Here is a 21,758-nt window from a genome sequence, read left to right as displayed (position 1 = left end):
GGGCGCTGTCAAACGCGTCGGCGGCTGTGGACCACCTGTTCCATCGACGTTGCGTGAAGGCGCTCCTTCACGGGGTCATAGGCGGTCATGTTCACGGTGCGGACCAGCGGTCGCCAGCCGCCGGAACCGTCCGGTTCCAGGTCGATGATGTTGAGGCAGGCATAATCCTGCTCCAGCGTCGCCAACGCGGCCGGGCCGCAGCCGAGGGCGTCGCACAGGATGGCGCGGTTCACACCGTCATGCGCGACCAGCAGCAAGGACCGCCAGTCCGGCGCGGCGACCAGCCGGTGGAAGGCCGCCGACACCCGCCTGGCGAAGACGGCGAAGACATCTCCGCCAAGGAACCGCCCTTCCTCCTCTCCGCAAGCCGCGTAGGCGTGGGCGAGCCGCTCCTCGATGGCGTCCGCCGGCAGGTCCCGCAGCCGACCGCCACGGATCTCGCGGAAACCCTCATCCTCCTCCAGCGGCAGCCCGCGTCCGGCGATGAGGATCCCGGCGGTCTCCCGCGTGCGGGGCAAGCCGGAGCACACCGCCCGGTCGATGGTAACCGCGGCGAGATGGTGGGCGAGCGCCTCCACCTGCTTCAGCCCGGCCGGCGTCAGCGGGACGTCGCGCGGGTTGTGCGGCTGCCCCGACCGGTCAAAATACGCCACCTCCCCATGCCGCACCAGATGGACCCGGCGCCGGACAGTCCCTTGCCCCTTCATCGCTACCGCCTTATTTCGGCTGCATGCGCAACGCGGCGTCGAGCCGGATGACCGACCCGTTCACCATCGGATTTTCGACAATCGACAGGACCATCCGGGCGTACTCCTCCGGCTTGCCGAAGCGGTGGGGGAAGGGGATGTTGGCGACGATGGCGTCCTGGACCTCCTGCGGCATGGCGGTGACCATCGGCGTTCCGAACAGGCCGGGCGCGATCGCGGCCACCCGCACCCCGTAACGGGCCAGTTCGCGGGCGGCCGGAAGGGTCATGGACGCGACGCCCCCTTTCGACGCCGCGTAGGCGGCCTGTCCGATCTGCCCCTCATAGGCGGCGATCGACGCTGTGTTGACGATCACGCCGCGTTCGCCGTCCTCCAGCGGTTCGAGCGTCGTCATGGCCGCAGCAGCAAGCCGCATCAGGTTGAAGGTGCCGATCAGGTTGACCGACACGACCCGGGCGAACTCGTCGAGCGGCTGCGGCCCGTCGCGGCCGACGATGCGGCCGGCCGGAGCGATGCCGGCGCAGTTGACCAGGATGCGCGCCGGTCCGTGCGCCTCGGCCGCCATGGCCACCGCGCGCTCGGCCGAGGCGGCGTCGGTGACGTCGCACGGGATGGCGAGGCCGCCGGTCTCATCGCCGATCGATGCCAGACGTTCGGCGGACAGGTCGAGCAGCGCGACCTTGGATCCGGCGGCGGCAAAGGCCCGCGCGGTGGCGGCGCCCAGGCCCGAGGCGGCACCCGTGACGATGACGGGATGGGTGGACGGAGTCATGGCTGATGTCCTTGAAGAAGAAATGCAGCAGGGGGTCAGAAACCGACGAAGCGCGCGAAGCCGTCCACCGGCTCGCGGTCGGTGTCGAAGCGGTTCTCGGGAGCGGCGGGGTCGGCGTGGCCGAGTGCCATACCGCTGACCAGGATCTCCCCGTCCGGAATGCCGAGGTGGCGGCGGACGATGCGGTGATAATTGCAGAAGGCTTGCTGCGGGCAGGTGTCCAGGCCGACCCCGCGGGCGACGATCATGACGTTCTGCATGAACATGCCGAGGTCGAGCCAGCTCCCCCGTTCCATGGCACGGTCCAGCGTGAAGAACAGCCCGACCGGGGCGCCGAAGAAGTCGTAGTTGCGGCCGTGCTGGCGCGCCATGCGCTCCCGGTCGCCCTTGGCGATTCCAAGGGCACCGTACAGGCCCCAGCCGACCTTGCGGCGACGCCCCAGGTAAGGTTCGCGCCACGTCGCCGGGTAATAGGAATATTCAGGGTCGGGCGGAATCCCGGCGTCATGCAGGACCATAAGTTCCGTCGTCAAAGCCGCTCGCGCGGCCCCGGCAACGGCATGGACCTTCCAGGGCTGGATGTTAGAACCGCTCGGCGCGCGGGCGGCCACTTCGAGGATGTGCTCGACCAGGGCGCGTGGAACCGGCCGGTCCAGAAAGGCGCGGACGCTCCGCCGGCTGCGAACCGCTTCGGTCGCCGACAGGCTGGAAACCTGCACGGCCGTCATGGGACGGCGCCATGGGCCGCAAACTCGCGCGCTTTCAATTCCCGGCGCAGGATCTTGCCGCTGGCGTTCTTCGGCAGCTCGTCGACGAACTCGATGCGGCGCGGGTATTTGTAAGGGGCAGTCAGGCCTTTGACGAAATCCTGGAGTTCCTTGACCAGCTCGGGCGAGCCGGACTGGCCGGCGCGCAGCACGACAAAGGCTTTGACCACCTCGCCGCGCTCCTCGTCCGGACTGGGCACGGCGGCAACCTCCTGCACGGCCGGATGCTCGATCAGCGCGTTCTCGACCTCCAGCGGGCCGATCCGGTAGCCGGCCGAGTTGATCAGATCGTCGTTGCGGCCGAGATAGTGAAAGTAGCCGTCGGCATCCAACGTCGCCCGATCCCCGGTGAGGAACCAGGTGCAGTCCGGCCCTTCCAGCCGGCAGTCGGCGGTGCGCTCCGGATCCTTCCAGTAGCCCAGCATCACCTGCGGATTGGGCAGCCGGACCGCGAGCAGGCCGGGTGTGTCGGGCGGCAGCCGGCGGCCCTCCTCATCGATCACCGCGATGACGGTACCGGGCGAGGCGCGGCCCATCGAGCCCGGACGCGGCTCGTCCGCCGCCATGGTCAGCACCGTCATCAACGTCTCGGTCTGGCCGTAGGCCTCGCGCAGCGGCACGCCGGTCAGCGCGGTCCAGCGCTTGACCACCGCCGGGTTCACCGACTCGCCGGCGGAGATCGCCTGGCGCAGCGCCGAGAGGTCGAAGCCCGAAACATCCTCCTGCACCAGACGGCGGAATTCGGTGGCTGCGGCACAGAAGACGTTCACCCGGTGGCGCGCCATCCGTTCGAAGCGGGCGCGCGGGTCGAAGGGACCGTCGTGGAAGACCACCGCCGCCCCCCGGCTCCAGGGGCCGAACAGGATGCTGGTGCCGGCCTTGCTCCAGCCGGTGTCGGCGGTGCACCACATCACGTCGCCGCGCTGGAGCCCATGCCAGTGCTCGGCCGAGACCCGCCAGGCGTAGAGCGCGCGGGCCGCATGGGTGACGCCCTTGGGATGTCCGGTCGAGCCGGAGGTGTAGAAGAGGATCGCCGGATCCTCGGCCCGAACCACCGCCGGGGTGAAGTCGTCCGGGGCCTCCGCCATCGCCGCCGCCCAGCCGGTCCAGCCCGCCGGCGGGTCGCCCACGGCGATGCGCAGGGCCGGCATATCGGCGATGGCGGCGAATTTCGGCGCCGAGGCCGCGGTCGTCACCACGGCCCGGGCCTCCGAATGGGCGAGACGGTAGGCGACGTCCCGCTCGGTCAACATCTCGATGCAGGGGATCGGCACGGCGCCCAGCTTCAGGCAACCGACCAAAGCGATCTGCCATTGCGGAATGCGCGGCAGCATGACCAGCACCCGATCGCCCTTGACGATGCCGCGCGCCGCAAGTGCGTTGGCGATGCGGTTGGTCAGGCGCGCCATGTCGGCGTAGCTGTAGCGCTCCTCCCGGCCGGCGGCGTCCGACCAGAGCAGGGCGGTCAGTGCCGGGTCGGCGGCGTGGCGGTCGACGACATCGGCCCCGAAGTTGAAGGTTTCCGGGACGTCCCAGGCGAAGGGCTCGCCGGATGAGGCGGTGGTGATGTCGGCGGTGGCGGGCATGCTGTGTCTCCCCCTTGTGCGTTCCTGTGGGTTTCTTGGTTCCGATCCGCGGTCACAGGACCTTGTCCGAGCGCAGCCGTGCGATGTCCTCGCCGTCATAACCGAGCGTGGCCAGGATTTCATCGGTGTGCTCGCCCAGCAGCGGCGGCGGTGTGCGCAACCGGCCCGGCGTGCCGGAGAATTTGATTGGGAAGCCGAGCTGCGGGATGCGCCCTTCGACCGGGTGGTCCATGTGCAGAAGCATGTTCCGGTGCTTGAGCTGGGGGTGCTCGAACGCCTCGCTCATGCTGTTGACCGGAACGACCGGCAGGTCGGCGGGGCCGAGCAGCTCCATCCACTCGGAGCAGGTCCGACTGGCCATATGGTCGGCGACGCGCGCCATCTGGGCGGCGGCCTCGGCCCCCTCGGGCCATTGTCGGTCCTTCAGATCCTCCAGCCCGGCCAGATCGCAGAAGCGGTGCCAAAAGTTCTCCTCGATGCAGCCGAGCGTGATGCAGCGGCCGTCGGCGCAGCGAAAGACGTTGTAGCAGGGCGCCTGCCCCAGGAAGCGGCGCTCGCCTCCCCGGGGCTCGATGCCGGCGAAGAAGCGGTCGGCGGCATGGTAGGCCAGCCAAGCCACCACCCCATCGGTCATCGAAACGTCGACGAACTGCCCGCGACCGGTGTGCTGCCGGCCGAGCACCGCCGCCAGGATGCCGAAGGCCGCCATCAGCGAGCCACCACCCTGGTCGGCGATCGACAGGCCCGGCACGATGGGATCCTCTCCGGCCTTGCCGAACAGCGGCAGGGCGCCGGCGATCGCCATGTAGTTGAGGTCGTGGCCGGGCGCCTTGGCGAGGGGACCGTCCTGCCCGAAGCCGGAGATCGCGCAATAGACCAGGCGCGGGTTCTCGCGGGCCAGCGTCTCGTAGCCGACGCCCAGCCGGTCCATCACGCCGGGGCGGAAGCCCTCGACCAGCACGTCCGCCTTGGCGGCGAGGCGCTGGAGGATCGCCTTGCCCTCCTCGGTCTTCAGGTTCAGCGTAACGCTCTTCTTGTTGCGGTTCAGCAGCAGGAAGGAGCCGGATTCCGCGACGTTCAGCGGTTCGAAAGCGCGGTTGTAGTCGCCGCGTCCGGGCTCCTCGATCTTGACGACCGTGGCCCCGAGATCGGCGAGGAGTTGGGTGCAGAAGGCGCCCGGCAGCAGGCGGGTCAGGTCGAGCACGACCAGACCGGCCAGCGCATCGGCGAAGGGGGTGTTGGGGGAGGTCGTCATTGCGCGGTCCACCCGCCATCGACCAGAATGCTGTGCCCGGTGACGTAGGCCGAGGCGGCCGACGCCAGGAACACGGCGGCGCCGATCAGCTCGTCCGGTCCGCAGAAGCGGCCCATCGGGGTTTGGCCGAGCAGGCGGCGGGAGAGTTGTTCGTGCTCGCGCATGCCGGCGGTCAGGTCGGTCTCGACGAAGCCGGGGGCGATGCTGTTGACGCGCACGCCGGAGGCTGCCCAGTCGACCGCCAGCGATTTCGTCATCAGCTCCACCCCGCCCTTGGCGGCGCAGTAGGGCAGCGTCTTGCGCAGGCCGACATGGCCGCCGACAGAGCTGATGTTGATGATGCTGCCCGCCTTGCGCTCCACCATCGCGGCACCGAAATGGCGGCAGCAGTGGAAGACGCCGCCCAGATTGATGTCGATGATCGGCTGCCAGTCCTCGCTGGTCAGCGTTTCCGCCGCCTTGTAGATCGGGTTGATGCCGGCGTTGTTGACCAGGACGTCGGTTCGGCCGTGGCGTTCCAGAACGGCGGCGTGCAGGGCCGCCACCTCCTCCTCGCGCGAGACGTCGGCGGCCTGCCACCAGACCTTGGCGCCTTGCGCCGCCATCGCCTCGGCGGTGGCGGCGAGGACGGCGCTGTTGCGGCCGCTCAGCACCACCTCGGCTCCGAAGCCGGCCAGCCCTTCGGCGATCGAGCGGCCGATGCCGCGCCCGCCGCCGGTGACCACGGCCACCGTCCCGGTCAGGTCGAACAGGCCGGCCGTGCGCTGTTGCAGGGTGGGGGCGCTCATCGGGCCTCCTCCCGCGCCAGCTTGCGCGCAATGCTCCAGCGGTGGACCTCGGACGGGCCGTCGTAGATGCGGAAGGGCCGCACCTCGCGGAAGATGCGCTCGACCACAGTGTCGCGGGTGGTGCCGAGTCCGCCGAGGACCTGGAGGCTGCGGTCGACCACGCGCCAGATGGCTTCGGAGCAGATCACTTTGGCGACGCTCGATTCATGGCGCCCCTTGCCGCCCTGGTCGAGCACCCAGGCGGCGTGCGCCACGACCAGCCCGCAAGTATGGAGATCCAGCTCGTTGTCGGCGAGCTGGAAGCCGATCCCCTCATGGTCGATCAGCGCCTTGCCGAAGGCGCGGCGTTCGCGGGCGTAGGCGGTGGCGACGTCGTGGGCGCGGTGCGCGGCCCCCAGCCAGCGCATGCAGTGGGTCAGCCGGGCCGGGGCCAGCCGGACCTGGGCATAGCGGAACCCCTCGCCCTCGCGGCCCAGCACATCCTCCTCCGGGACGAACAAATCGTGGAAGGAGACCACGCAGTGCCCGCCGGGGAAGCTCTGGTCCAGCGTGTCGAGCGTGCGCTCGATCACGATGCCGGGCCGGTCCATGTCGGCGAGGAACATGGTGGCGCGTGGTTCGCCGTCGGGGGAGGCCTCGTCGCGCGCCATGATGATGCAGACACCGGCCCCCTCGGCGCCGCTGATCAGCCATTTGGTGCCGTTGATCACATAGCCGCCTGCGGTCCGGCGGTAGCTGGTAAGCAGCAGGGACGGGTCGGAGCCGGCCCCCGGATGCGGCTCGGTCATCGCGAAGCAGGAGCGGATCTCGCCGGACGCCATGGGAGCGAGCCAGCGGCGCTTCTGCCGCTCGTCCGCCACCTGCTCCAGCAGGTGCTGGTTGCCCTCGTCGGGGGCGGCGATGTTGAGCGCCAGCGGCCCGAGCAGCCCGTAGCCGGCCGCCTCGAACACCACCGCCTTGCCGCGGTGGTCGAGCCCCAGCCCGCCCCACTCCCTGGGCATGTGCGGGGCGAGCAGCCCGGCGTCGCGGGCCAGCGCGTTCAGCTCGCGGCGGAAATCGTCGGTCGGCCCGTGTGGACCCTGGCGCGGGTCGTTCTCCAGCGGGATGAGGACGTCGCGCACGAAGGACCGGGTGCGGTCCCTCAGCGCGATCAGGTCGGGCGGCAGCGAGAAATCCATCGGGGTTCCTGTCCCTGGCAGTGAGCGTCGAGGGGAGGGGGCGCTTCAGAAGCCGCGCCCCTGGGCGATGTCGTGGGTAAAATCGAAGAGGCCGCGCGCGATGGCACCGAAGCCGGCGTAGCGCGGGTCGCTGGTGGTGCCGCTGCGGTAGCGGTCGTGGAGCTGCTGGAAGACCACCGCCAGCTTGAACAGGGCGAGCACGCGGTGGAACCGGAACTCCGACAGGTCGCGGCCGGTGCGGGCGGCGTAGCGTTCGGCCGCCTCCCTGCGGCTCGGGAAGCCGAAACCGGCCGTCGGCATCTGCGCCAGATCGTGCATCACCGGCGGGTCGCCGGCCTCCGTCCAGTAGCTGAGCAGGGTGGCGAGATCGAACAGCGGGTCGCCGCGCGTGCCCTGGTCCCAGTCGAGGATGGCGACCGGCTCCAGCCGCTCCGGGTCGAGGATCAGGTTGTCCAGCTTGAAGTCGTTGTGCAGCAGGGTCGCCGGGCCGGGTCGGACGCGGGTCAGCTGGTCCGCCAGCCACTCCGTCAGCTCGACGGCCGGCGCCGGGGAGCCGTCCGGCCCGGCGGAGAGATGGGCGCGCTTGCTCCAGCCGGCGACCGCACGGTCGAGGAAGCCGTCCGGCCGCCCGAAGTCACCGAGCCCGACGGCGGCCGGATCGACGGCGTGGATGTCGGCCAGGCAGTCGACCAGCAGCGGTCCCAGCCGCGCCCCCGCATCCGGGTGCTGTTCCAGCAGCGGCGGTGCGGAACCGGCCAGCGTCACGCCCGGCCGGTGCTCCAGCAGGATGAAGGGATGGCCGGCGACCCCGGCATCCTCGCACAGATGCAGGCTTTTCGGCGCCAACGGCAGGGTGCGCCACAGCCGGCTGAGGATGCGGTGCTCCCGTGCCATGTCGTTGGCGCCCGGCGGCAGCGGTCCCGGCGGCGGCGAGCGCAGGACGGCTGGTGTCCCATTGACCGACACCAGGAAATTCAGATTGGCGAGCCCGCCGGTGAATTGGCGGGGTGGTGTTTCGCGGTCGAGCCGCAGCCCGTGCGCCGCGAGATGACCGGCGATCGCTGCCCAGTCCAGCCGGGCGGTGTCCTTGGGAGCGCGGAACATCGAATTCTCAAGCGGCATGGTCGGTCCGGGAAAGGGGCTGGGAAAGGGTGGCGGAATGGCGGGTGGGTCGCCGCACCGGCCAACTTATAGTCCGACTATCGGATCGTATGTGCAAAATCGGACGTCCGTCAATAGGCTCCGACATGGCGCCCGAACCGGAAAATTGCGATATTGCCATCCGTGGCGCAAAGAACGCTGCGGTTGAAAGCGGCGATCGCTGCTTGAAAGGTGATTGACAGCGCCGGTGCGGCGAATCAATAGTTCGATTGTCAGACTATAAATGCGGAACGACGGCGCCCCTGCGGTTGCTGAATGGTCCTTCCGCTCTGGCGCGGCTCCGGAGCCCCGTGGTCCCTGCCACGCCCCTCTCCCCGATACGAAGGTCAGACCATGCTGGGACACATCATCGGTTGGGCACATACCCGCTTCGGCAAGCTGGACGACGAAACCCTTGAATCGCTGGTGGTGCGCGTCGCCGCCGAGGCGATCGCCGACGCCGGGCTGGCACCCGCCGACATCGACGAGATCATCGTCGGCCATTTCAACCAAGGCCTCGACCCGCAGGGCTTTCCCGCCTCGCTCGCCTTGCAGGCGGCCGACGCCCTGCGCTTCAAGCCGGCAACCCGCGTCGAGAACGCCTGCGCCACCGGGTCGGCCGCGATCCGTCAGGCGGCGATGGCCATCGGTGCCGGGCGGGCGCGTTCGGTGCTGGTCGTCGGGGTGGAGAAGATGACCGCGGCGCCGGCCGGGCAGGTGCAGGCGTCACTGGCGTCGGCCAGCTATCTGGCGGAGGAGGACGGCAGCGATCTGTCCTTCGCCGGGATCTTCGGCCGCATCGCCCAGCTCTATTTCCAGCGTTACGGCGACCGGTCGGACGCGCTGGCGCTGATCGCCGCCAAGAACCACCGGAACGGTGCCGCCAACCCGCTTGCCCACATGCGCAAGGATCTCGGCGTCGAGTTCTGCCGGACGGTGTCCGACCGCAATCCGCTGGTCGCCGGGCCGCTGCGACGGACCGACTGTTCGATGGTGTCCGACGGGGCGGCGGCGCTGGTGCTGGTCCATGGCGACGTCGCGATGGGGGCCGCCAAGTCGGTTGGACTGCGGGCGCAGGCGCAGGTCAACGATTTCCTGCCGATGGGCCGGCGTGACATGACCCGCTTCGAGGGCTGTTCGGTTGCCTGGCGCAAGGCACTGGAGCAGGCCGGGCTGACGCTCGACGATCTCGATTTCGTTGAGACGCATGACTGCTTCACCATCGCCGAGTTGATCGAATACGAGGCGATGGGGCTGACGCCGCCGGGTGAGGGACACCACGCCCTGCTGGAGGGCTGGACCGAGGTCGGCGGGCGGTTGCCCGTCAACCCGTCGGGCGGGCTCAAGGCCAAGGGACACCCGATCGGCGCGACCGGCGTGTCGATGCATGTGATGACCGCCATGCAACTCATGGGCACGGCCAGCGGTGTCCAGATTCCGGGGGCGACCAAGGGCGGCATCTTCAACATGGGCGGTGCCGCGGTCGCCAACTACGTCAGCGTGCTTGAGCGCGTGCGCTGAGACGGCAAGCCGGTCGAACGGCTGAAGACGACTTTGAAAAACAACGTTCTGGGAGGACACGAAATGCGCATTGCGTTCATCGCCGCCTTGGCGGCCGGCATTGCTGCGGGCGGGCCGGCGGCGGCACAGATCTCCGACGGCACCATCAAGATCGGCGTGCTGAACGACCGCTCGGGGCTCTACGCCGATCTCGGCGGCGAGGGCTCGGTCGTCGCCGCGAAAATGGCGGTGGAGGAGTTCGGCGGCAAGGTCGCCGGCAAGCCGGTCGTCCTCGTCAGTGCCGACCACCAGAACAAGCCCGACGTCGGGTCGGCCATCGCCCGGGAATGGATCGACCGCGACGGGGTGGACGCCATTGTCGACGTGCCGCACTCCGCCACCGCGCTCGGCGTGCTGAGCGTGACCCGCGAGAAGAACCGGATGCTGATGCTGTCGGGTCCGGCCTCGACCGATTTCACCGGCAAGTCCTGCGCGCCGACGACGATCCACTGGACCTATGACAGCTACGCCATGGCCAACAGCACCGTGCGCGGGCTGGTCAAGCAGGGCGCCGACACCTGGTTCTTCCTGACCGGCGACAACGCCGGCAGCCATTCGCAGGAGCGCGACGGCATCGCCTTCGTCGAGAAGGCCGGCGGCAAGGTTCTGGGAACCGTGCGCCATCCGCTGAACACCCTCGATTTCTCGTCCTATCTGCTTCAGGCGCAGGCGTCCAAGAGCAAGATCATCGGGTTGGCGAACGCCGGCGGCGATACGGTGAACGCGATCAAGCAGGCCGCCGAGTTCGGCATCGTCCAGAGCGGGCAGAGGCTGGTCGGGTTGCTGATCTTCATCACCGACGTCCATTCGATCGGCCTGAAGGACGCGCAGGGGCTGGTGTTCACCGAGTCCTTCTATTGGGACCAGGACGAGAAGACCCGCGCCTGGTCGCGCAAGTTCATGGAGCGGTTCGGCGGCCGTGCGCCGACGGCGGCGCAGGCCGGCGTCTACGGTGCGGTGCTGCATTATCTGAAAGCGGTCGAGAAGGCCGGGACCGACGACTCCCTGACCGTGTCGAAGACAATGAAGGAGATCCCGGTCAACGACATGTTCAGCGACAATTTCAAGATTCGGGCCGATGGGCGCGTCGTCCGTGACATGTACCTGTTCCAGGTCAAGAGCCCGGCGGAATCCAAGGGCGCCTGGGACTATTACAAGATCCTGGGCCGTGTGCCTGGCGACGAGGCTTACCGCCCGATGTCGGAAGGTGGCTGCCCGCTGGTCGGGCAGTAACCGGGCGGTAACGCCGGCCGGCGCGAGGGGACCAGCAAACGGGGGAACGGCGATGCAGGTAGGAGTCTATGAGTTTCTGGCGCAAGACCGAGTCATCTACGGCCGGCCGGCGGCCGAGGCCGTTGCGGCCACCGTCGCGACGCTGGGCAAGCGGCGCCCGCTGATCGTGGCGAGCCGGACGCTGAGCCGTTCCACCGATGTCGTCGCCGCCATCCGTGTGGCGCTGGGCGACGCCTGCGCCGGGGTCTTCGACGGCTGCGTCGAGCATGTGCCGCGCGCCTCCGTCCTCGCTTTGGCCGGGGAGGTGCGGCGGCTCCAACCGGACCTGATCGTCACCGTCGGCGGCGGAACGCCGATAGACACGGTGAAGGTGGCGCTGGTGGCGCTGGCCGAGGGGATCACCGACGCGGCCGGCTTCGACACCGTCCGCATCCGGGTCGCTGAGGACGGAAGCCGCATCGTCCCGGTGGTGAAGGACCCGCCGCTGCGCCAGATCATCGTGCCGACCACCCTGTCGGGGGCCGAATTCTCCAACCTGGGCGGCGCCACCGACCCGGAGCGCCGGGTCAAGGATCTCTACACCGGACGGCACATCGGTGGGCAGGTGGTCATCCTCGATCCCGCCGTGACGGTCCACACGCCGGAGCGGCTGTGGCTGTCCACCGGCATCCGCGCCGTCGACCATGCGGTGGAAACGGTCTGCTCGCGCCGGCCGCAGCCCTTCACCGACGCGACGTGCCTGCACGGGCTGACCATGCTGGCGCGCGCGCTGCGGGCCAACCGGGAGCGTCCGGACGATCTCGACGCCCGGCTGGAGAGCCAGCTCGGTGTCTGGCTGGCCACGACCGGGCTCGGCCGGGTGGAGTGGGGCGCCAGCCACGGCATCGGCCACCAGCTTGGCGCGGTCGCCGGCGTGCCGCACGGCCATTGCTCCTGCGTGATGTTGCCCAGCGTGCTGCGCTGGAACCATGCTGTGAACGCTGACCGCCAAGCGCTGGTGGCCCGCGCGCTGGGATGGGGGGACGGCGACGCAGCAGCGGCGGTCTCCCATCTGGTGCACGATCTCGGCCAGCCGGGCAGCCTGCGGTCGGTCGGGGTGACGCGCGGCCATTTCGCAGCCATCGCGGCAGGGGCCATGCAAAACATGATGGTGCGCAGCAACCCGCGTCCGATCACCGGGGAGGATGATGTCCGGGAGATCCTCGAATTGGCATGGTGAACGCCGCAAATGTGAAACAGGGCGTGTTCGGGGCTCATCGACGCGGGGGCTCTCAACAAAAATGTTCGCACAACAAAAAGTTGAATTCAATGGCGCGAGCGGAGGAAATGTGGTGTCAGACGTCATCCTGGAAGCGCGCAACCTGACGAAGGAGTTCAAGGGGTTCGTGGCGGTGAAGGAGGTGAACCTTCAGGTTCGCCGCGGCACCATCCACGCGCTGATCGGCCCGAACGGCGCCGGCAAGAGCACGGTGTTCAACCTGCTGACCAAGTTCCTCACCCCCACGCGCGGCCAGATCCTCTACAAGGGCCGCGACATCACCCGCACCAAGCCGGCCGACATCGCGCTGATGGGGCTGGTCCGCTCCTTCCAGATCTCGGCCGTCTTCCCGCACTTGAGCGTGCTGGAGAATGTCCGCGTCGCCTTGCAGAGGCCGCTCGGCACCAGCTTCCATTTCTGGAAGTCCGAGTCGTCGCTCTACGACCTGCACGACCGGGCGCTGGAACTGATCGAGGCGGTCAACCTCACCCCCTGGGCCGGCCACACCGCCGCCGAGCTGCCCTATGGCCGCAAGCGCGCCCTGGAGATCGCCACCACCCTGGCGCTCGACCCGGAGGTGATGCTGCTCGACGAGCCGCTGGCCGGCATGGGCCACGAGGACATCGAGGGCACGGCGGCTCTCATCAAGCGGGTCGCCGCCGACCGCACCGTGCTGATGGTGGAGCACAATCTTTCGGTCGTCGCCCACCTGTCGGACACCATCACCGTTCTGCGCCGCGGCGAGATCCTGGCGGAGGGACCCTACGAGGTCGTCTCCAGGAACCCGCAGGTGATGGAAGCTTATATGGGGACCGGACATGCCTGACGGCGCGATGACCAAAACCGCCCACACCGGAACGGCGATGCTGGAGATCGCCGACCTGCACGGCTATTACGGCGAAAGCCATGTGCTGCACGGCGTCAGCCTGGAGGTGCGGCAGGGCGAGGTGGTGACGCTGCTGGGCCGCAACGGCGCCGGCAAGACCTCGACCATGCGCGCCATCATGGGGATCATGGGCAAGCGCACCGGCTCCATCCGCTTCCAGGGCACCGAGCTGATCGGCATGGCCCAGCACAGGATCCCGCGCCTTGGCATCGGTTATGTGCCGGAGGAGCGCGGCATCTTCTCAAGCCTCAGCGTCGACGAGAACCTGACGCTGCCGCCGGTGGTGAAGGACGGCGGGATGACGGTGCCGCAGATCCACGACCTGTTCCCCAACCTGAAGGGCCGCGGCTCGACGCAGGGCACGCGGCTGTCGGGCGGCGAGCAGCAGATGCTGGCGATCGCCCGCATCCTGCGCACCGGCGCCACCCTGATCCTGCTGGACGAGCCGACCGAGGGTCTGGCCCCGGTCATCATCGAGCAGATCGGCGTGGCGGTGCGGGCGCTCAAGGCGCGCGGCTTCACCATCGTGCTGGTGGAGCAGAACTTCCGCTTCGCCGCCACCATCGCCGACCGCCATTACGTGATGGAGGAGGGCCATGTGGTGGATATGATCCCCAACGACCAGCTCGACGCCAACATGGACAAGCTCCACACCTATCTCGGCGTGTGAGCGGGAGAGAGACGCCCGATGTCCCAACTGCTCGGCATTCCGCCGCAAGCCCTGTTCGGCCAGCTTCTGCTCGGCCTGATCAACGGCTCCTTCTATGCGCTGCTCAGCCTGGGGCTGGCGGTGATCTTCGGCATGCTCAACGTCGTCAACATGGCGCATGGTGCCTTGTACATGGTCGGCGCCTTCGTGGCGTGGCTTCTGCTGAGCCATGCCGGCATCGGTTACTGGGGGGCGCTGGTGCTGGCGCCGCTGGTGGTCGGTGCCGTCGGGCTGGTGCTGGAGCGCACCATGCTGCGCCGGCTCTACAAGGTCGACCATCTCTACGGACTGCTGCTGACCTTCGGGCTGGCGCTGATCTTCGAGGGCGCCTTCCGCCACCAGTATGGCGTGTCGGGCCAGCCCTATCCCATTCCCGACCTGCTGAAGGGCGGCACCAACCTGGGCTTCATGTATCTGCCGACCTACCGCGGCTGGGTGGTGGCGGCGTCGCTGCTGGTGTGCCTGGGCACCTGGTTCGCCATCGAGCGGACCAAGCTGGGCGCCTATTTGCGGGCGGCGACGGAGAACCCGACGCTGGTGCAGGCCTTCGGCATCAACGTGCCGGTGATGGTGTCGCTGACCTACGGCTTCGGCGTGGCGCTGGCCGGTCTGGCCGGCGTGCTGGCGGCGCCGATCTATCAGGTGTCGCCGCTGATGGGGTCGAACCTGATCATCGTGGTGTTCGCGGTGGTGGTGATCGGCGGCATGGGGTCGATCCTCGGCGCCATTGTCACCGGCCTGGGGCTGGGGCTGCTGGAAGGGCTGACCAAGGTCTTCTATCCCGAAGCGTCCAACATCGTCGTGTTCGTGATCATGGCCGTGGTGCTGATGGTGAAGCCGGCCGGCCTGTTCGGACGGGAGAGATAGCCATGACCATGCAAACCCGCGACACACTGCACGAAGGCCTTGTCATGTCCGGCGGCTCGCCGAAGATCCTGCTGACCGGAGCCGGGCTGCTGCTGGCGGTCCTGGCGCCCTATGTCCTGTATCCCGTCTTTCTGATGAAGGTGCTGTGCTTCGCACTGTTCGCCTGCGCCTTCAACCTGCTGATCGGCTTCGCCGGGCTGCTCAGCTTCGGCCATGCCGCCTTCTTCGGCGGGGCGGCCTACGTCGCCGCGCATGTGGTGAAGGAATGGGGCTGGGCGCCGGAGGCAGGCCTGCTCGCCGCCACCGTGGTGGCCGGGCTGCTGGGGCTGGTCTTCGGGTTGATCGCCATCCGCCGGCAGGGCATCTATTTCGCCATGATCACGCTGGCGCTGTCGCAGATGGTGTTCTTCCTGGCGCTGCAGCTGCCCTTCACCCATGGCGAGGACGGCATCCAGGGCGTGCCGCGCGGCCTGCTGTTCGGGCTGTTCGACCTCAGCCAGCCGCTGACCATGTACTACGCCGTGCTGGCGATCTTCGTCGCCGGCTTCGCCCTGATCTGGCGCACGGTGCATTCGCCCTTCGGCCAGGTGCTGAAGGCGATCCGCGAGAACGAGCCGCGCGCGGTGTCGCTCGGCTACCGCACCGACCGCTACAAGCTGGTGGCCTTCGTGCTGTCGGCCTCGCTGGCCGGGCTGGCCGGCGGGACCAAGGCGCTGGTGTTCCAGCTCGCCAGCCTGACCGACGTGACGTGGCAGATGTCGGGCGAGGTGGTGCTGATGACGCTGTTGGGCGGGATGGGCACGCTGTTCGGGCCGGTGGTCGGTGCCGGGCTGGTGGTGACGCTGGAAAGCTACCTCGCCTCCACCAGCCTGCCGGTGCCGGTGGTGATCGGCTGCATCTTCGTCGTCTGCGTCCTGCTCTTCCGCCGCGGAATCGTCGGCGAACTGATGGCACGGGTACGGAAATGACCCGCTCGGCCGTGGCAACGCCCGGTCCCGGAGGCGCGATCACCCGGCGGCGGTGCTCCCGGCGGTGGCGCCGAGCATGTGCCGGATCTGTGCATAGCGACCCAGCGCTCCCATCACCTCCATCTGGGCGTCGGGTCTGAAGCGGGCGGCGGTCATGGCGTCGAGGATCATCTGCTTTTCGGCGGGGCCGAAGCCGGACAACCGCTTCAGCACGCTGCGCAGCAGCGGCGACAGCGGGATCGGTTGCGGTGCCTGCGCGGGACGGTTTGCTCCGCCGTAAGCGTCCAGGAATTTCGCGATCCGGCGGCCGTAGGCGGCCGGGCTGTAGATGTCGGCGCACAGCCGCGCCAGCCCGTCGAGCAGGTCGCGCCGGCTCATCCGCGCCGGGTGGATGTTGGTGGTGAAGGGGTTGGCCGCACTCTGCGCGTCGTCGCCGGCCAGCCGCCCCTCGGCGGCGAGCCTGTCGTGGAGCGGGGTGCCCGGCGGCGCCACAAGCGCGCCCACCGACAGCACCGGCACCGGGCAATCCTCAATGAAGCCGGCCAGCCGGTCGAAGATGTCGGGCCCGTCGGCGTCGAAGCCGACGATGATGCCGCCGGACACCGCGATGCCGTGCGACAGGATGGTGGACAGCGCGTCAGAGGTCGACTGGTAGAGGTTCTGCAGCTTGCCGGACTGGCGCAGGCTGTCCTCGTTGATCGTCTCGATGCCGATGAAGACATTGTCCAGCCCGGCCGCCTTGCAGGCCGCCATCAGATCGGCGTCGCGGGCGAGGTCGATCGACACCTGGGTCATGAAGCGCATCGGCGCATCGGCATGCGCCTCGTTCCACCGCCGCAAGGCCGTCAGCATGTCGTGCGCGCGGCTGCGGTAGACGGTGAAGTTGTCGTCGGCCAGGAAGACGCTGCGGTAGCCGTGGCGGTGCAGGACGTCCAGTTCGGCGATCACCTGATCGGGATCCTTGTGGCGCTGCTTGCGGCCGAGATATTGGATCACATCGCAGAAATCGCACTGGAAGGGACAGCCGCGGGAGGTCTGGATCGCCCCCATGTTGGCGCTCTCGTTGGGATAGAGGTCCCAGCGCGGCAGCGGAGAGCGCCGAAGGTCGGGCCGCGTCCCCTCGTAGCGGTCGCGCGGCCGGCCGGCGGCCAGATCGGCGAACAGATCCGCCGCGATGTCCTCGATCTCGCCGGTGACCAGCACGTCGGCGTGGGGGCGCACATCCTCCGGGCTGAGCGAGGCGTAGGAGCCGCCGATCACCACCCGCCGCCCCATCGCGCGGTAGCGGTCGGCCAGCTGCAGCATGCGGTTGCGCTGGGACGACTTGCCGGTGATCGCGACGATGTCGGCGTCCTCGGTGGCGGGGCGGTCCGGCAGCGGCGTGATCGCCTCGTCGGTCAGGCGGATGTCCCAGTCCGGCGGCACGAAGGCGGCCAGGGTTGTGGTCGACAGGTCTGCCACCGAGCTGCGCCCGCCAAGTCCCCAGGCCGCGAAGAAATCGGCCGTGTGGTAGCCGGGGAAATCCGCCGCCGGGTTGATGATGTGAATGCGCACCAGCGCTCGCTCCTGTCCGGCCTGAACCTGCTTCGTCTGTTGGATAAGGAGCTGAACAATCACCGGCAGGCAAGGCTTTGCTGTGCCGCCCGGTTTGTCCGGAGGCCGCGAATGCACCGTATTGGGGCCGACGGCGGGGCGGCGTGGAGCATGTTGACTCCCGCGCATCGGCAGGCTTATTCAAATCCGTAAGGAATTCGGCATGGATTGTTATCGATGGCCGCAACAGGGACGGTGTCGATCCCAAGAAACGATCCGATGCGGAAAATGCTGTACGATTTGAGTGAAGACCATGGGCATTCTGGCAAATCGCAATATGCCCCGGTATGATTTGAGTCGATGCAGTCATGCCGACAGCGGTGATTTGGAAGGATAAGCACGCATGCCGATGCAGGTGGTGAACGGCGCGACGCTTCAATGCAGCTTCGGGATGGCCCCGTCGACCTTCGTTGTGCTTCCCGTCCATGGCGTCATGGACGGCAACCAGCCGGCGGCGAACATCACGGACCACAAGCCGATGGTCAACATCATGCCGTTCGGTATGTGCACCAGCCTCGCCAACCCGACGGTGGCTTCGGCGACGGCGGCGGCGATGGGCGTGCTGACGCCGATGCCCTGCATTCCCGCCACCCTGACGCCCTGGGTGCCGGGCGCGCCGACGGTGATGCTGGACCATATGCCGGCGCTGGACAACGTGTCGAAGTGCTTGTGCAACTGGGGCGGCGTGGTGTCGGTGATCAATCCGGGGCAGACGACGACCGTCATTCCTTGAAACGGACGGCCGTGATGCGGATGGCCTGAGACGGACGGCGTCGGTCTTCGCCGCACCGGTACAGCCGCGTCACCATCCGCGCCGCGGGCTGGAAACCGGCTTCGCAGTTTCGGACTTTGGGCATCCTGAACGGATCAGTGGCGTCGATGGTCGGATTCCGACCGTGAACCAAGACACATGTGAAGGGCAGGGGTGTGACGGCAATTGCGGTGATGCATTGCCGCTGCGCTCCATCGCACCACCTATGCCCGCCGGTGTCCTCGCAGGAGGTTGGCAACCGGCTGAGCAAACATGCGCATCTGACTGTGTATATCTGAACATATTCAATTTTTCGCGCCCATTGATATCCAGCAATACCCATGGCGTGTATTTGTGTTTTCATTAATCCATTTTCGTGATATGGAAGATGATGAAAATGGAGCAGGCACGCTGAAGCAGCAGCCGGACATATCCGGCCGTAATGCAATGTATATCCGTGTAAATTTTGCGTGATGGGGGCGGGTAAGCCGATCCATAGGCGTCCGCATGTCTTCAAAATTCAGATTTCATCCAGTGTTATCATGACGAAGCGGGGGAAGCGCGATGGCATATTTGACTGGGCCGCGGCTGAATTTCACCGGCAAGTTCATCGCCGACGTTTCGACCGTCAACAACTTTCCGTCCAACTATGACGGGACGAACTATACGGCGGCCGATTATGCGAACTGGGACATCGGCTATTGGAATCCCTACGGCACCGGTGTCTGGCGTCTGACCGACTGCGCGGTGACCGGTGCCGTGCGCGGCGACGGCAGCACCGTGTCCGGCGACCCCGTGCTGTCGATGACCCTGGCCGATGCCGACGACCAGCCGCCGGCCAAGATGGTCGATCTGGACAGCGAGCAGCAGATGGTCTCGGCCATCTGGGGTCTCGTCGTCCGGTTGGTCGGCGGTGACGGGCAGGCCGCGCTGCGCAGCAACTTTGCCGTTGCGTCCTTCACCGACCTGTGGAAGCGCAGCCTGACGCCGGGGTCGCTGCCGCAGCACAAGCTGCATCCCGCCTGCATGTACGGCGCCGCCTGGCAGTCGGTTCTGTCCGATCTCGCCTGGGGCGACGTCGCGGCATCGCCCTTCCTGCAGGAATTGCAGGCCGCTGCCGGGCCGGGTGGGCTGCTGTCGATCAAGTTCAATGTGGTGGGCTACAACGCCGGCTATTGGATCGGCGACGACGGCACCCGCTATCCGCCGCTGCCCGACTTCACCATGGGCCTGATCACCGGCAGCATCGGCGTCGCCCGCGCGGACGAGCCGCGCTTCTTCACGCTGGGCCGCAAGCTGCAGCCGAGCCAGAAGCAGAGCCAGTCGGCCCCGACCCTGTTCTATTACGCCACCGCGGTGGTGGACGAGGCGCGCAAGGCGCTGGCCATCGACCTCGGCAACTCCATCCCCTTCAAGGAATGGCGCGGCGACATCGTCGGCGAGACGCTGCAGGTCGGCTATCTCGATGCGGTGCAGGGCTTCCAGCCGCTGGGCGAGGTGACCCCCGACAACGGCTGGTACCGGCGCACCGCCGGCATCGCCGACATCGCCCTGACCGATGCGCAGCTGTCGGCCGTTGCCGCGAACCCGCTGGCCGTGCGCAAGGCCGGCGCCGACACGTTGCTGGGGCAGGAGCCGGCCGACGGCAAGGCCCTGCGCGCCGACGAGTTCGTCTTCCGCATGGCTCCCGGCGACAGCGCCGAGACCACGGTGTGGGCGACCGTCTTCGGCAAGCCGCTGGCCGATGCCGAGGTCGCGCTGGCCTTCGACAACAGCTCGCTCGGCGGCGAGGGCGACCCGCCGGTCGGCGTGCCGGCGGGTGCGCTGGGCTTCCCGCCGTCGGTCCGGACCGATGCCGCCGGCAAGGCCGCCGTCACATTCTCCGCCGGCGATCCGGGTCAGCCGCGCGCGGTGGACGACATCGACGGGCAGGTCTATGGCGTGCGGCCGACGCTGAGCGACGCCAACGCGGACACCTACAGCAACCCCTGGGACTTCATCAGTTTCCTGGTGTGGAGCGGCTACGAGATCCCCGAGGAGCCGAACTGGGAAGCCGACATCAAGCCGATCCTGGCGCAATACGCCGCGCTCTATCCGGTGATGCTGCCGGTGCTGAACATGGGCGACTATGACAGCGTGTGCAAACACCTGTATTCGCTGCAAACCGCCCTGTCGCTTCCGGAAGAGAACCCGAACTACATGCCGGCGGTGCGCGACCTGTCGCCGAACAAGAAGGCCGCGATCCTGAAATGGGCCGCCAATCCGGTGCGCGGCACCGCGCCGGCGAAGCCATCTTCTGCCGGGCCGGTCGCCGAGGAGCCGGCCGCACCCGCGACGGAGTCGATGATGTGGGCCGCCGTCCAGGCGCCGCCGGCCGCGGACACCGCGCCGCACCCTGCCACATATTTGAAGAAATAACGGGCCGAGCCTCCGCCCCAACCATCCCGCCCCAACCATCCGATTGGTGGAGAGATCCCACATGACGACCCAAACCATGGCGGCGACCCGCTCGGTCCCGGCCGCCGGCGCCAAGGCCACCGACCTGCCCAAGCGCGGCCCCTCGCTCGTCGTCCAGGCCAAGACGCCGCGGACGCTGGACGAGGTGCGCGCCAACCTCCAACTCGCGGTGGAACTGGAGCACGCGACGCTGCCGGCCTATCTCCAGGCCGCCTATTCGCTGGACGATGCGAAGAACGGCGTGATCGCCGGGATGATCATCGACATCGCCATGCAGGAGATGGAGCATTTCTGCCAGGCCGCCAACATCCTGGTGGCCATCGGCGGCCGTCCGGCCATCGACAATCCGGCCTTCGTGCCCTCCTATCCCGGCGGCCTGCCGAAACACATCGGCACCCAGCCCGGCCAGCCGGAGTTCATCGTGCATCTGCGCGGCTTCTCGCTGGATCAGGTCGAAAACTGCTTCATGGTGATCGAGGAACCGGCCGACCCCATCGACATTCTGGAGTCGGCACCCAGACTGGCGGCGTCCGATATCAAGGACAATTACCGGACCATCGGCGAATTCTACGAGGACATCTCCAAGGCGCTGGGCGACCTCGGCAACGGCTTCTTCTCCGGCACCGCCGACGGGCAGGTCTACGGCATGTTCGGCATCAAGCCGATCCTGTCCCTGGCCGACGCGCAGGATGCCATTGCCCGCATCGTCCGCGAGGGCGAAGGCACCCCGACCTCGCCGGAGGAAGGGACCGAGGACGGCGACGACAATGGCATGGCGCACTACTACAGCTTCTACGAGATCTACAAAGGCCGGAAGATCGCCAAGGCCGGCGACGGCAGTTGGTACTTCACTGACGAGGTCGTCCCCTTCGACCCGGCCGGCGTCCAGACCCTGATCGACGATCCCAAGCAGGCCGACTACGCCGCCGGCTCGGTCGCGGCGGTGCAGTCGGAGGCCTTCAACACCTACTACTCCAACCTGCTGAAGGCCCTGCACCAGAGCTTCAACGGCAACCCGGACAAGATCAACGACGCCATCGGCCTGATGTTCGACCTGAAGATCCAGGCCAAGATGCTGATGCAGCTGCCGATGGACGGCCACCCCGGCAAGTTCTGCGCCCCGACCTGGCAATACGTCCCGTGAGGAGGCTCCGCATGACCGGACATTCCCGCCATCCGGGCCTGCTGGGCGCGGTCGCCGCCCTGGGGCTGATCGCCGCCGCCGACACCGCCTGGGCGCAGGCCAGGAACATCTACCCGACCTTCGGCGTCCACAACCCGCC

20 protein-coding genes (1 of these 20 cut by a window edge) are annotated in these 21,758 nt (G+C 68.0%); 11 read left to right on the top strand and 9 right to left on the bottom strand.

Annotated features, from left to right (window positions below):
* Nucleotides 1-8 precede the first annotated feature (8 nt).
* Genes B9N97_RS01825 through B9N97_RS01790 form a run of 8 tightly spaced genes read right to left on the bottom strand, consistent with a single transcriptional unit; the run spans nucleotide 9 to nucleotide 8,175 of the window.
* Nucleotides 9-707, bottom strand: coding sequence for a histidine phosphatase family protein (locus B9N97_RS01825; RefSeq protein WP_085082726.1), 699 nt, complete (start codon nucleotides 705-707; stop codon nucleotides 9-11).
* Nucleotides 708-717: 10 nt separating this feature from the next.
* Complete coding sequence (locus B9N97_RS01820) at nucleotides 718-1,479, bottom strand: SDR family NAD(P)-dependent oxidoreductase (protein WP_085082724.1); 762 nt, start codon at nucleotides 1,477-1,479, stop codon at nucleotides 718-720.
* A gap of 35 nt (nucleotides 1,480-1,514) precedes the next feature.
* The gene (locus tag B9N97_RS01815; protein ID WP_085082722.1) at nucleotides 1,515-2,207 is read right to left on the bottom strand and encodes a nitroreductase; all 693 of its coding nucleotides are present in this window, start codon (nucleotides 2,205-2,207) and stop codon (nucleotides 1,515-1,517) included.
* A complete protein-coding gene (locus B9N97_RS01810) occupies nucleotides 2,204-3,832 on the bottom strand; it encodes an acyl-CoA synthetase (protein ID WP_085082720.1) in 1,629 nt (542 codons plus the stop codon). Before B9N97_RS01810 ends, B9N97_RS01815 begins: the two co-directional genes overlap by 4 nt.
* A 52-nt stretch (nucleotides 3,833-3,884) precedes the next feature.
* Nucleotides 3,885-5,087 (bottom strand): CaiB/BaiF CoA transferase family protein, encoded by a 1,203-nt coding sequence (locus B9N97_RS01805; RefSeq protein WP_085082718.1) that lies wholly within the window; start codon nucleotides 5,085-5,087, stop codon nucleotides 3,885-3,887.
* Entirely contained in the window at nucleotides 5,084-5,875 is a 792-nt protein-coding gene (locus tag B9N97_RS01800; protein ID WP_085082716.1) for an SDR family NAD(P)-dependent oxidoreductase, read from the bottom strand. The genes B9N97_RS01805 and B9N97_RS01800 overlap by 4 nt, the downstream gene beginning before the upstream one ends.
* Complete coding sequence (locus B9N97_RS01795) at nucleotides 5,872-7,053, bottom strand: acyl-CoA dehydrogenase family protein (RefSeq protein WP_085082714.1); 1,182 nt, start codon at nucleotides 7,051-7,053, stop codon at nucleotides 5,872-5,874. Before B9N97_RS01795 ends, B9N97_RS01800 begins: the two co-directional genes overlap by 4 nt.
* A 45-nt stretch (nucleotides 7,054-7,098) precedes the next feature.
* On the bottom strand, nucleotides 7,099-8,175 hold the full coding sequence (locus tag B9N97_RS01790; RefSeq protein WP_085082712.1) for a phosphotransferase family protein: 1,077 nt from the start codon (nucleotides 8,173-8,175) through the stop codon (nucleotides 7,099-7,101).
* 372 nt (nucleotides 8,176-8,547) lie between these two features.
* Here B9N97_RS01790 and B9N97_RS01785 point away from each other — a divergent pair, with 372 nt between their 5' ends.
* The 7 genes from B9N97_RS01785 (at nucleotide 8,548) to B9N97_RS01755 (ending at nucleotide 15,674) form a co-directional block, all read left to right on the top strand.
* Nucleotides 8,548-9,714: an acetyl-CoA acetyltransferase gene (locus B9N97_RS01785; protein WP_085082710.1), complete on the top strand. Its 1,167-nt coding sequence runs from the start codon at nucleotides 8,548-8,550 to the stop codon at nucleotides 9,712-9,714.
* A gap of 63 nt (nucleotides 9,715-9,777) precedes the next feature.
* On the top strand, nucleotides 9,778-10,986 hold the full coding sequence (locus B9N97_RS01780) for an ABC transporter substrate-binding protein (protein ID WP_085082708.1): 1,209 nt from the start codon (nucleotides 9,778-9,780) through the stop codon (nucleotides 10,984-10,986).
* A 52-nt stretch (nucleotides 10,987-11,038) separates the two neighbouring features.
* Complete coding sequence (locus tag B9N97_RS01775) at nucleotides 11,039-12,205, top strand: iron-containing alcohol dehydrogenase (RefSeq protein WP_085082706.1); 1,167 nt, start codon at nucleotides 11,039-11,041, stop codon at nucleotides 12,203-12,205.
* A gap of 61 nt (nucleotides 12,206-12,266) precedes the next feature.
* Nucleotides 12,267-13,070, top strand: coding sequence for an ATP-binding cassette domain-containing protein (locus tag B9N97_RS01770; RefSeq protein WP_085082704.1), 804 nt, complete (start codon nucleotides 12,267-12,269; stop codon nucleotides 13,068-13,070).
* Nucleotides 13,063-13,800 carry an ABC transporter ATP-binding protein gene (locus B9N97_RS01765; RefSeq protein ID WP_085082702.1) on the top strand — a complete coding sequence of 246 codons (738 nt, stop codon included), beginning with the start codon at nucleotides 13,063-13,065 and terminating at the stop codon, nucleotides 13,798-13,800. Before B9N97_RS01770 ends, B9N97_RS01765 begins: the two co-directional genes overlap by 8 nt.
* An 18-nt stretch (nucleotides 13,801-13,818) precedes the next feature.
* Nucleotides 13,819-14,706 carry a branched-chain amino acid ABC transporter permease gene (locus tag B9N97_RS01760; RefSeq protein WP_085082700.1) on the top strand — a complete coding sequence of 296 codons (888 nt, stop codon included), beginning with the start codon at nucleotides 13,819-13,821 and terminating at the stop codon, nucleotides 14,704-14,706.
* A gap of 44 nt (nucleotides 14,707-14,750) precedes the next feature.
* Nucleotides 14,751-15,674, top strand: coding sequence for a branched-chain amino acid ABC transporter permease (locus B9N97_RS01755; protein ID WP_244560526.1), 924 nt, complete (start codon nucleotides 14,751-14,753; stop codon nucleotides 15,672-15,674).
* A gap of 39 nt (nucleotides 15,675-15,713) precedes the next feature.
* Here B9N97_RS01755 and B9N97_RS01750 read toward each other — a convergent pair whose 3' ends face one another.
* Nucleotides 15,714-17,228 carry a B12-binding domain-containing radical SAM protein gene (locus tag B9N97_RS01750; protein WP_085082696.1) on the bottom strand — a complete coding sequence of 505 codons (1,515 nt, stop codon included), beginning with the start codon at nucleotides 17,226-17,228 and terminating at the stop codon, nucleotides 15,714-15,716.
* A gap of 382 nt (nucleotides 17,229-17,610) precedes the next feature.
* On the opposite strand from B9N97_RS01750, the gene B9N97_RS01745 reads away from it, so the two are divergent.
* The 4 genes from B9N97_RS01745 to B9N97_RS01730 all read left to right on the top strand — a co-directional run.
* On the top strand, nucleotides 17,611-18,000 hold the full coding sequence (locus B9N97_RS01745; RefSeq protein WP_085082694.1) for a DUF4280 domain-containing protein: 390 nt from the start codon (nucleotides 17,611-17,613) through the stop codon (nucleotides 17,998-18,000).
* A 582-nt stretch (nucleotides 18,001-18,582) separates the two neighbouring features.
* Nucleotides 18,583-20,436: a hypothetical protein gene (locus tag B9N97_RS01740; protein ID WP_085082692.1), complete on the top strand. Its 1,854-nt coding sequence runs from the start codon at nucleotides 18,583-18,585 to the stop codon at nucleotides 20,434-20,436.
* A gap of 61 nt (nucleotides 20,437-20,497) precedes the next feature.
* Entirely contained in the window at nucleotides 20,498-21,619 is a 1,122-nt protein-coding gene (locus tag B9N97_RS01735) for a ferritin-like domain-containing protein (protein ID WP_244560497.1), read from the top strand.
* An 11-nt stretch (nucleotides 21,620-21,630) separates the two neighbouring features.
* Nucleotides 21,631-21,758 carry the 5' portion of a hypothetical protein gene (locus B9N97_RS01730; RefSeq protein ID WP_085082690.1) on the top strand. 1,003 nt of this gene lie beyond the right edge of the window, so 128 of the gene's 1,131 nt are visible here — the first part of the coding sequence; its start codon is at nucleotides 21,631-21,633; the stop codon falls past the right edge of the window.

This window comes from Azospirillum oryzae, assembly GCF_900177515.1.
GTDB lineage: Bacteria > Pseudomonadota > Alphaproteobacteria > Azospirillales > Azospirillaceae > Azospirillum > Azospirillum oryzae_A.
The sequence above is the reverse complement of the archived record's forward strand: the minus strand, read 5'-3'. Positions and strand labels throughout refer to the sequence as shown.

Coding starts and splice junctions, on each gene's coding strand:
- B9N97_RS01825 (WP_085082726.1), bottom strand. CDS start 707: ATGAAGGGGCAAGGGACTGTCCGGCGCCGGGTCCATCTGGTGCGGCAT.
- B9N97_RS01820 (WP_085082724.1), bottom strand. CDS start 1,479: ATGACTCCGTCCACCCATCCCGTCATCGTCACGGGTGCCGCCTCGGGC.
- B9N97_RS01815 (WP_085082722.1), bottom strand. CDS start 2,207: ATGACGGCCGTGCAGGTTTCCAGCCTGTCGGCGACCGAAGCGGTTCGC.
- B9N97_RS01810 (WP_085082720.1), bottom strand. CDS start 3,832: ATGCCCGCCACCGCCGACATCACCACCGCCTCATCCGGCGAGCCCTTC.
- B9N97_RS01805 (WP_085082718.1), bottom strand. CDS start 5,087: ATGACGACCTCCCCCAACACCCCCTTCGCCGATGCGCTGGCCGGTCTG.
- B9N97_RS01800 (WP_085082716.1), bottom strand. CDS start 5,875: ATGAGCGCCCCCACCCTGCAACAGCGCACGGCCGGCCTGTTCGACCTG.
- B9N97_RS01795 (WP_085082714.1), bottom strand. CDS start 7,053: ATGGATTTCTCGCTGCCGCCCGACCTGATCGCGCTGAGGGACCGCACC.
- B9N97_RS01790 (WP_085082712.1), bottom strand. CDS start 8,175: ATGCCGCTTGAGAATTCGATGTTCCGCGCTCCCAAGGACACCGCCCGG.
- B9N97_RS01785 (WP_085082710.1), top strand. CDS start 8,548: ATGCTGGGACACATCATCGGTTGGGCACATACCCGCTTCGGCAAGCTG.
- B9N97_RS01780 (WP_085082708.1), top strand. CDS start 9,778: ATGCGCATTGCGTTCATCGCCGCCTTGGCGGCCGGCATTGCTGCGGGC.
- B9N97_RS01775 (WP_085082706.1), top strand. CDS start 11,039: ATGCAGGTAGGAGTCTATGAGTTTCTGGCGCAAGACCGAGTCATCTAC.
- B9N97_RS01770 (WP_085082704.1), top strand. CDS start 12,267: ATGTTCGCACAACAAAAAGTTGAATTCAATGGCGCGAGCGGAGGAAAT.
- B9N97_RS01765 (WP_085082702.1), top strand. CDS start 13,063: ATGCCTGACGGCGCGATGACCAAAACCGCCCACACCGGAACGGCGATG.
- B9N97_RS01760 (WP_085082700.1), top strand. CDS start 13,819: ATGTCCCAACTGCTCGGCATTCCGCCGCAAGCCCTGTTCGGCCAGCTT.
- B9N97_RS01755 (WP_244560526.1), top strand. CDS start 14,751: ATGTCCGGCGGCTCGCCGAAGATCCTGCTGACCGGAGCCGGGCTGCTG.
- B9N97_RS01745 (WP_085082694.1), top strand. CDS start 17,611: ATGCCGATGCAGGTGGTGAACGGCGCGACGCTTCAATGCAGCTTCGGG.
- B9N97_RS01740 (WP_085082692.1), top strand. CDS start 18,583: ATGGCATATTTGACTGGGCCGCGGCTGAATTTCACCGGCAAGTTCATC.
- B9N97_RS01735 (WP_244560497.1), top strand. CDS start 20,498: ATGACGACCCAAACCATGGCGGCGACCCGCTCGGTCCCGGCCGCCGGC.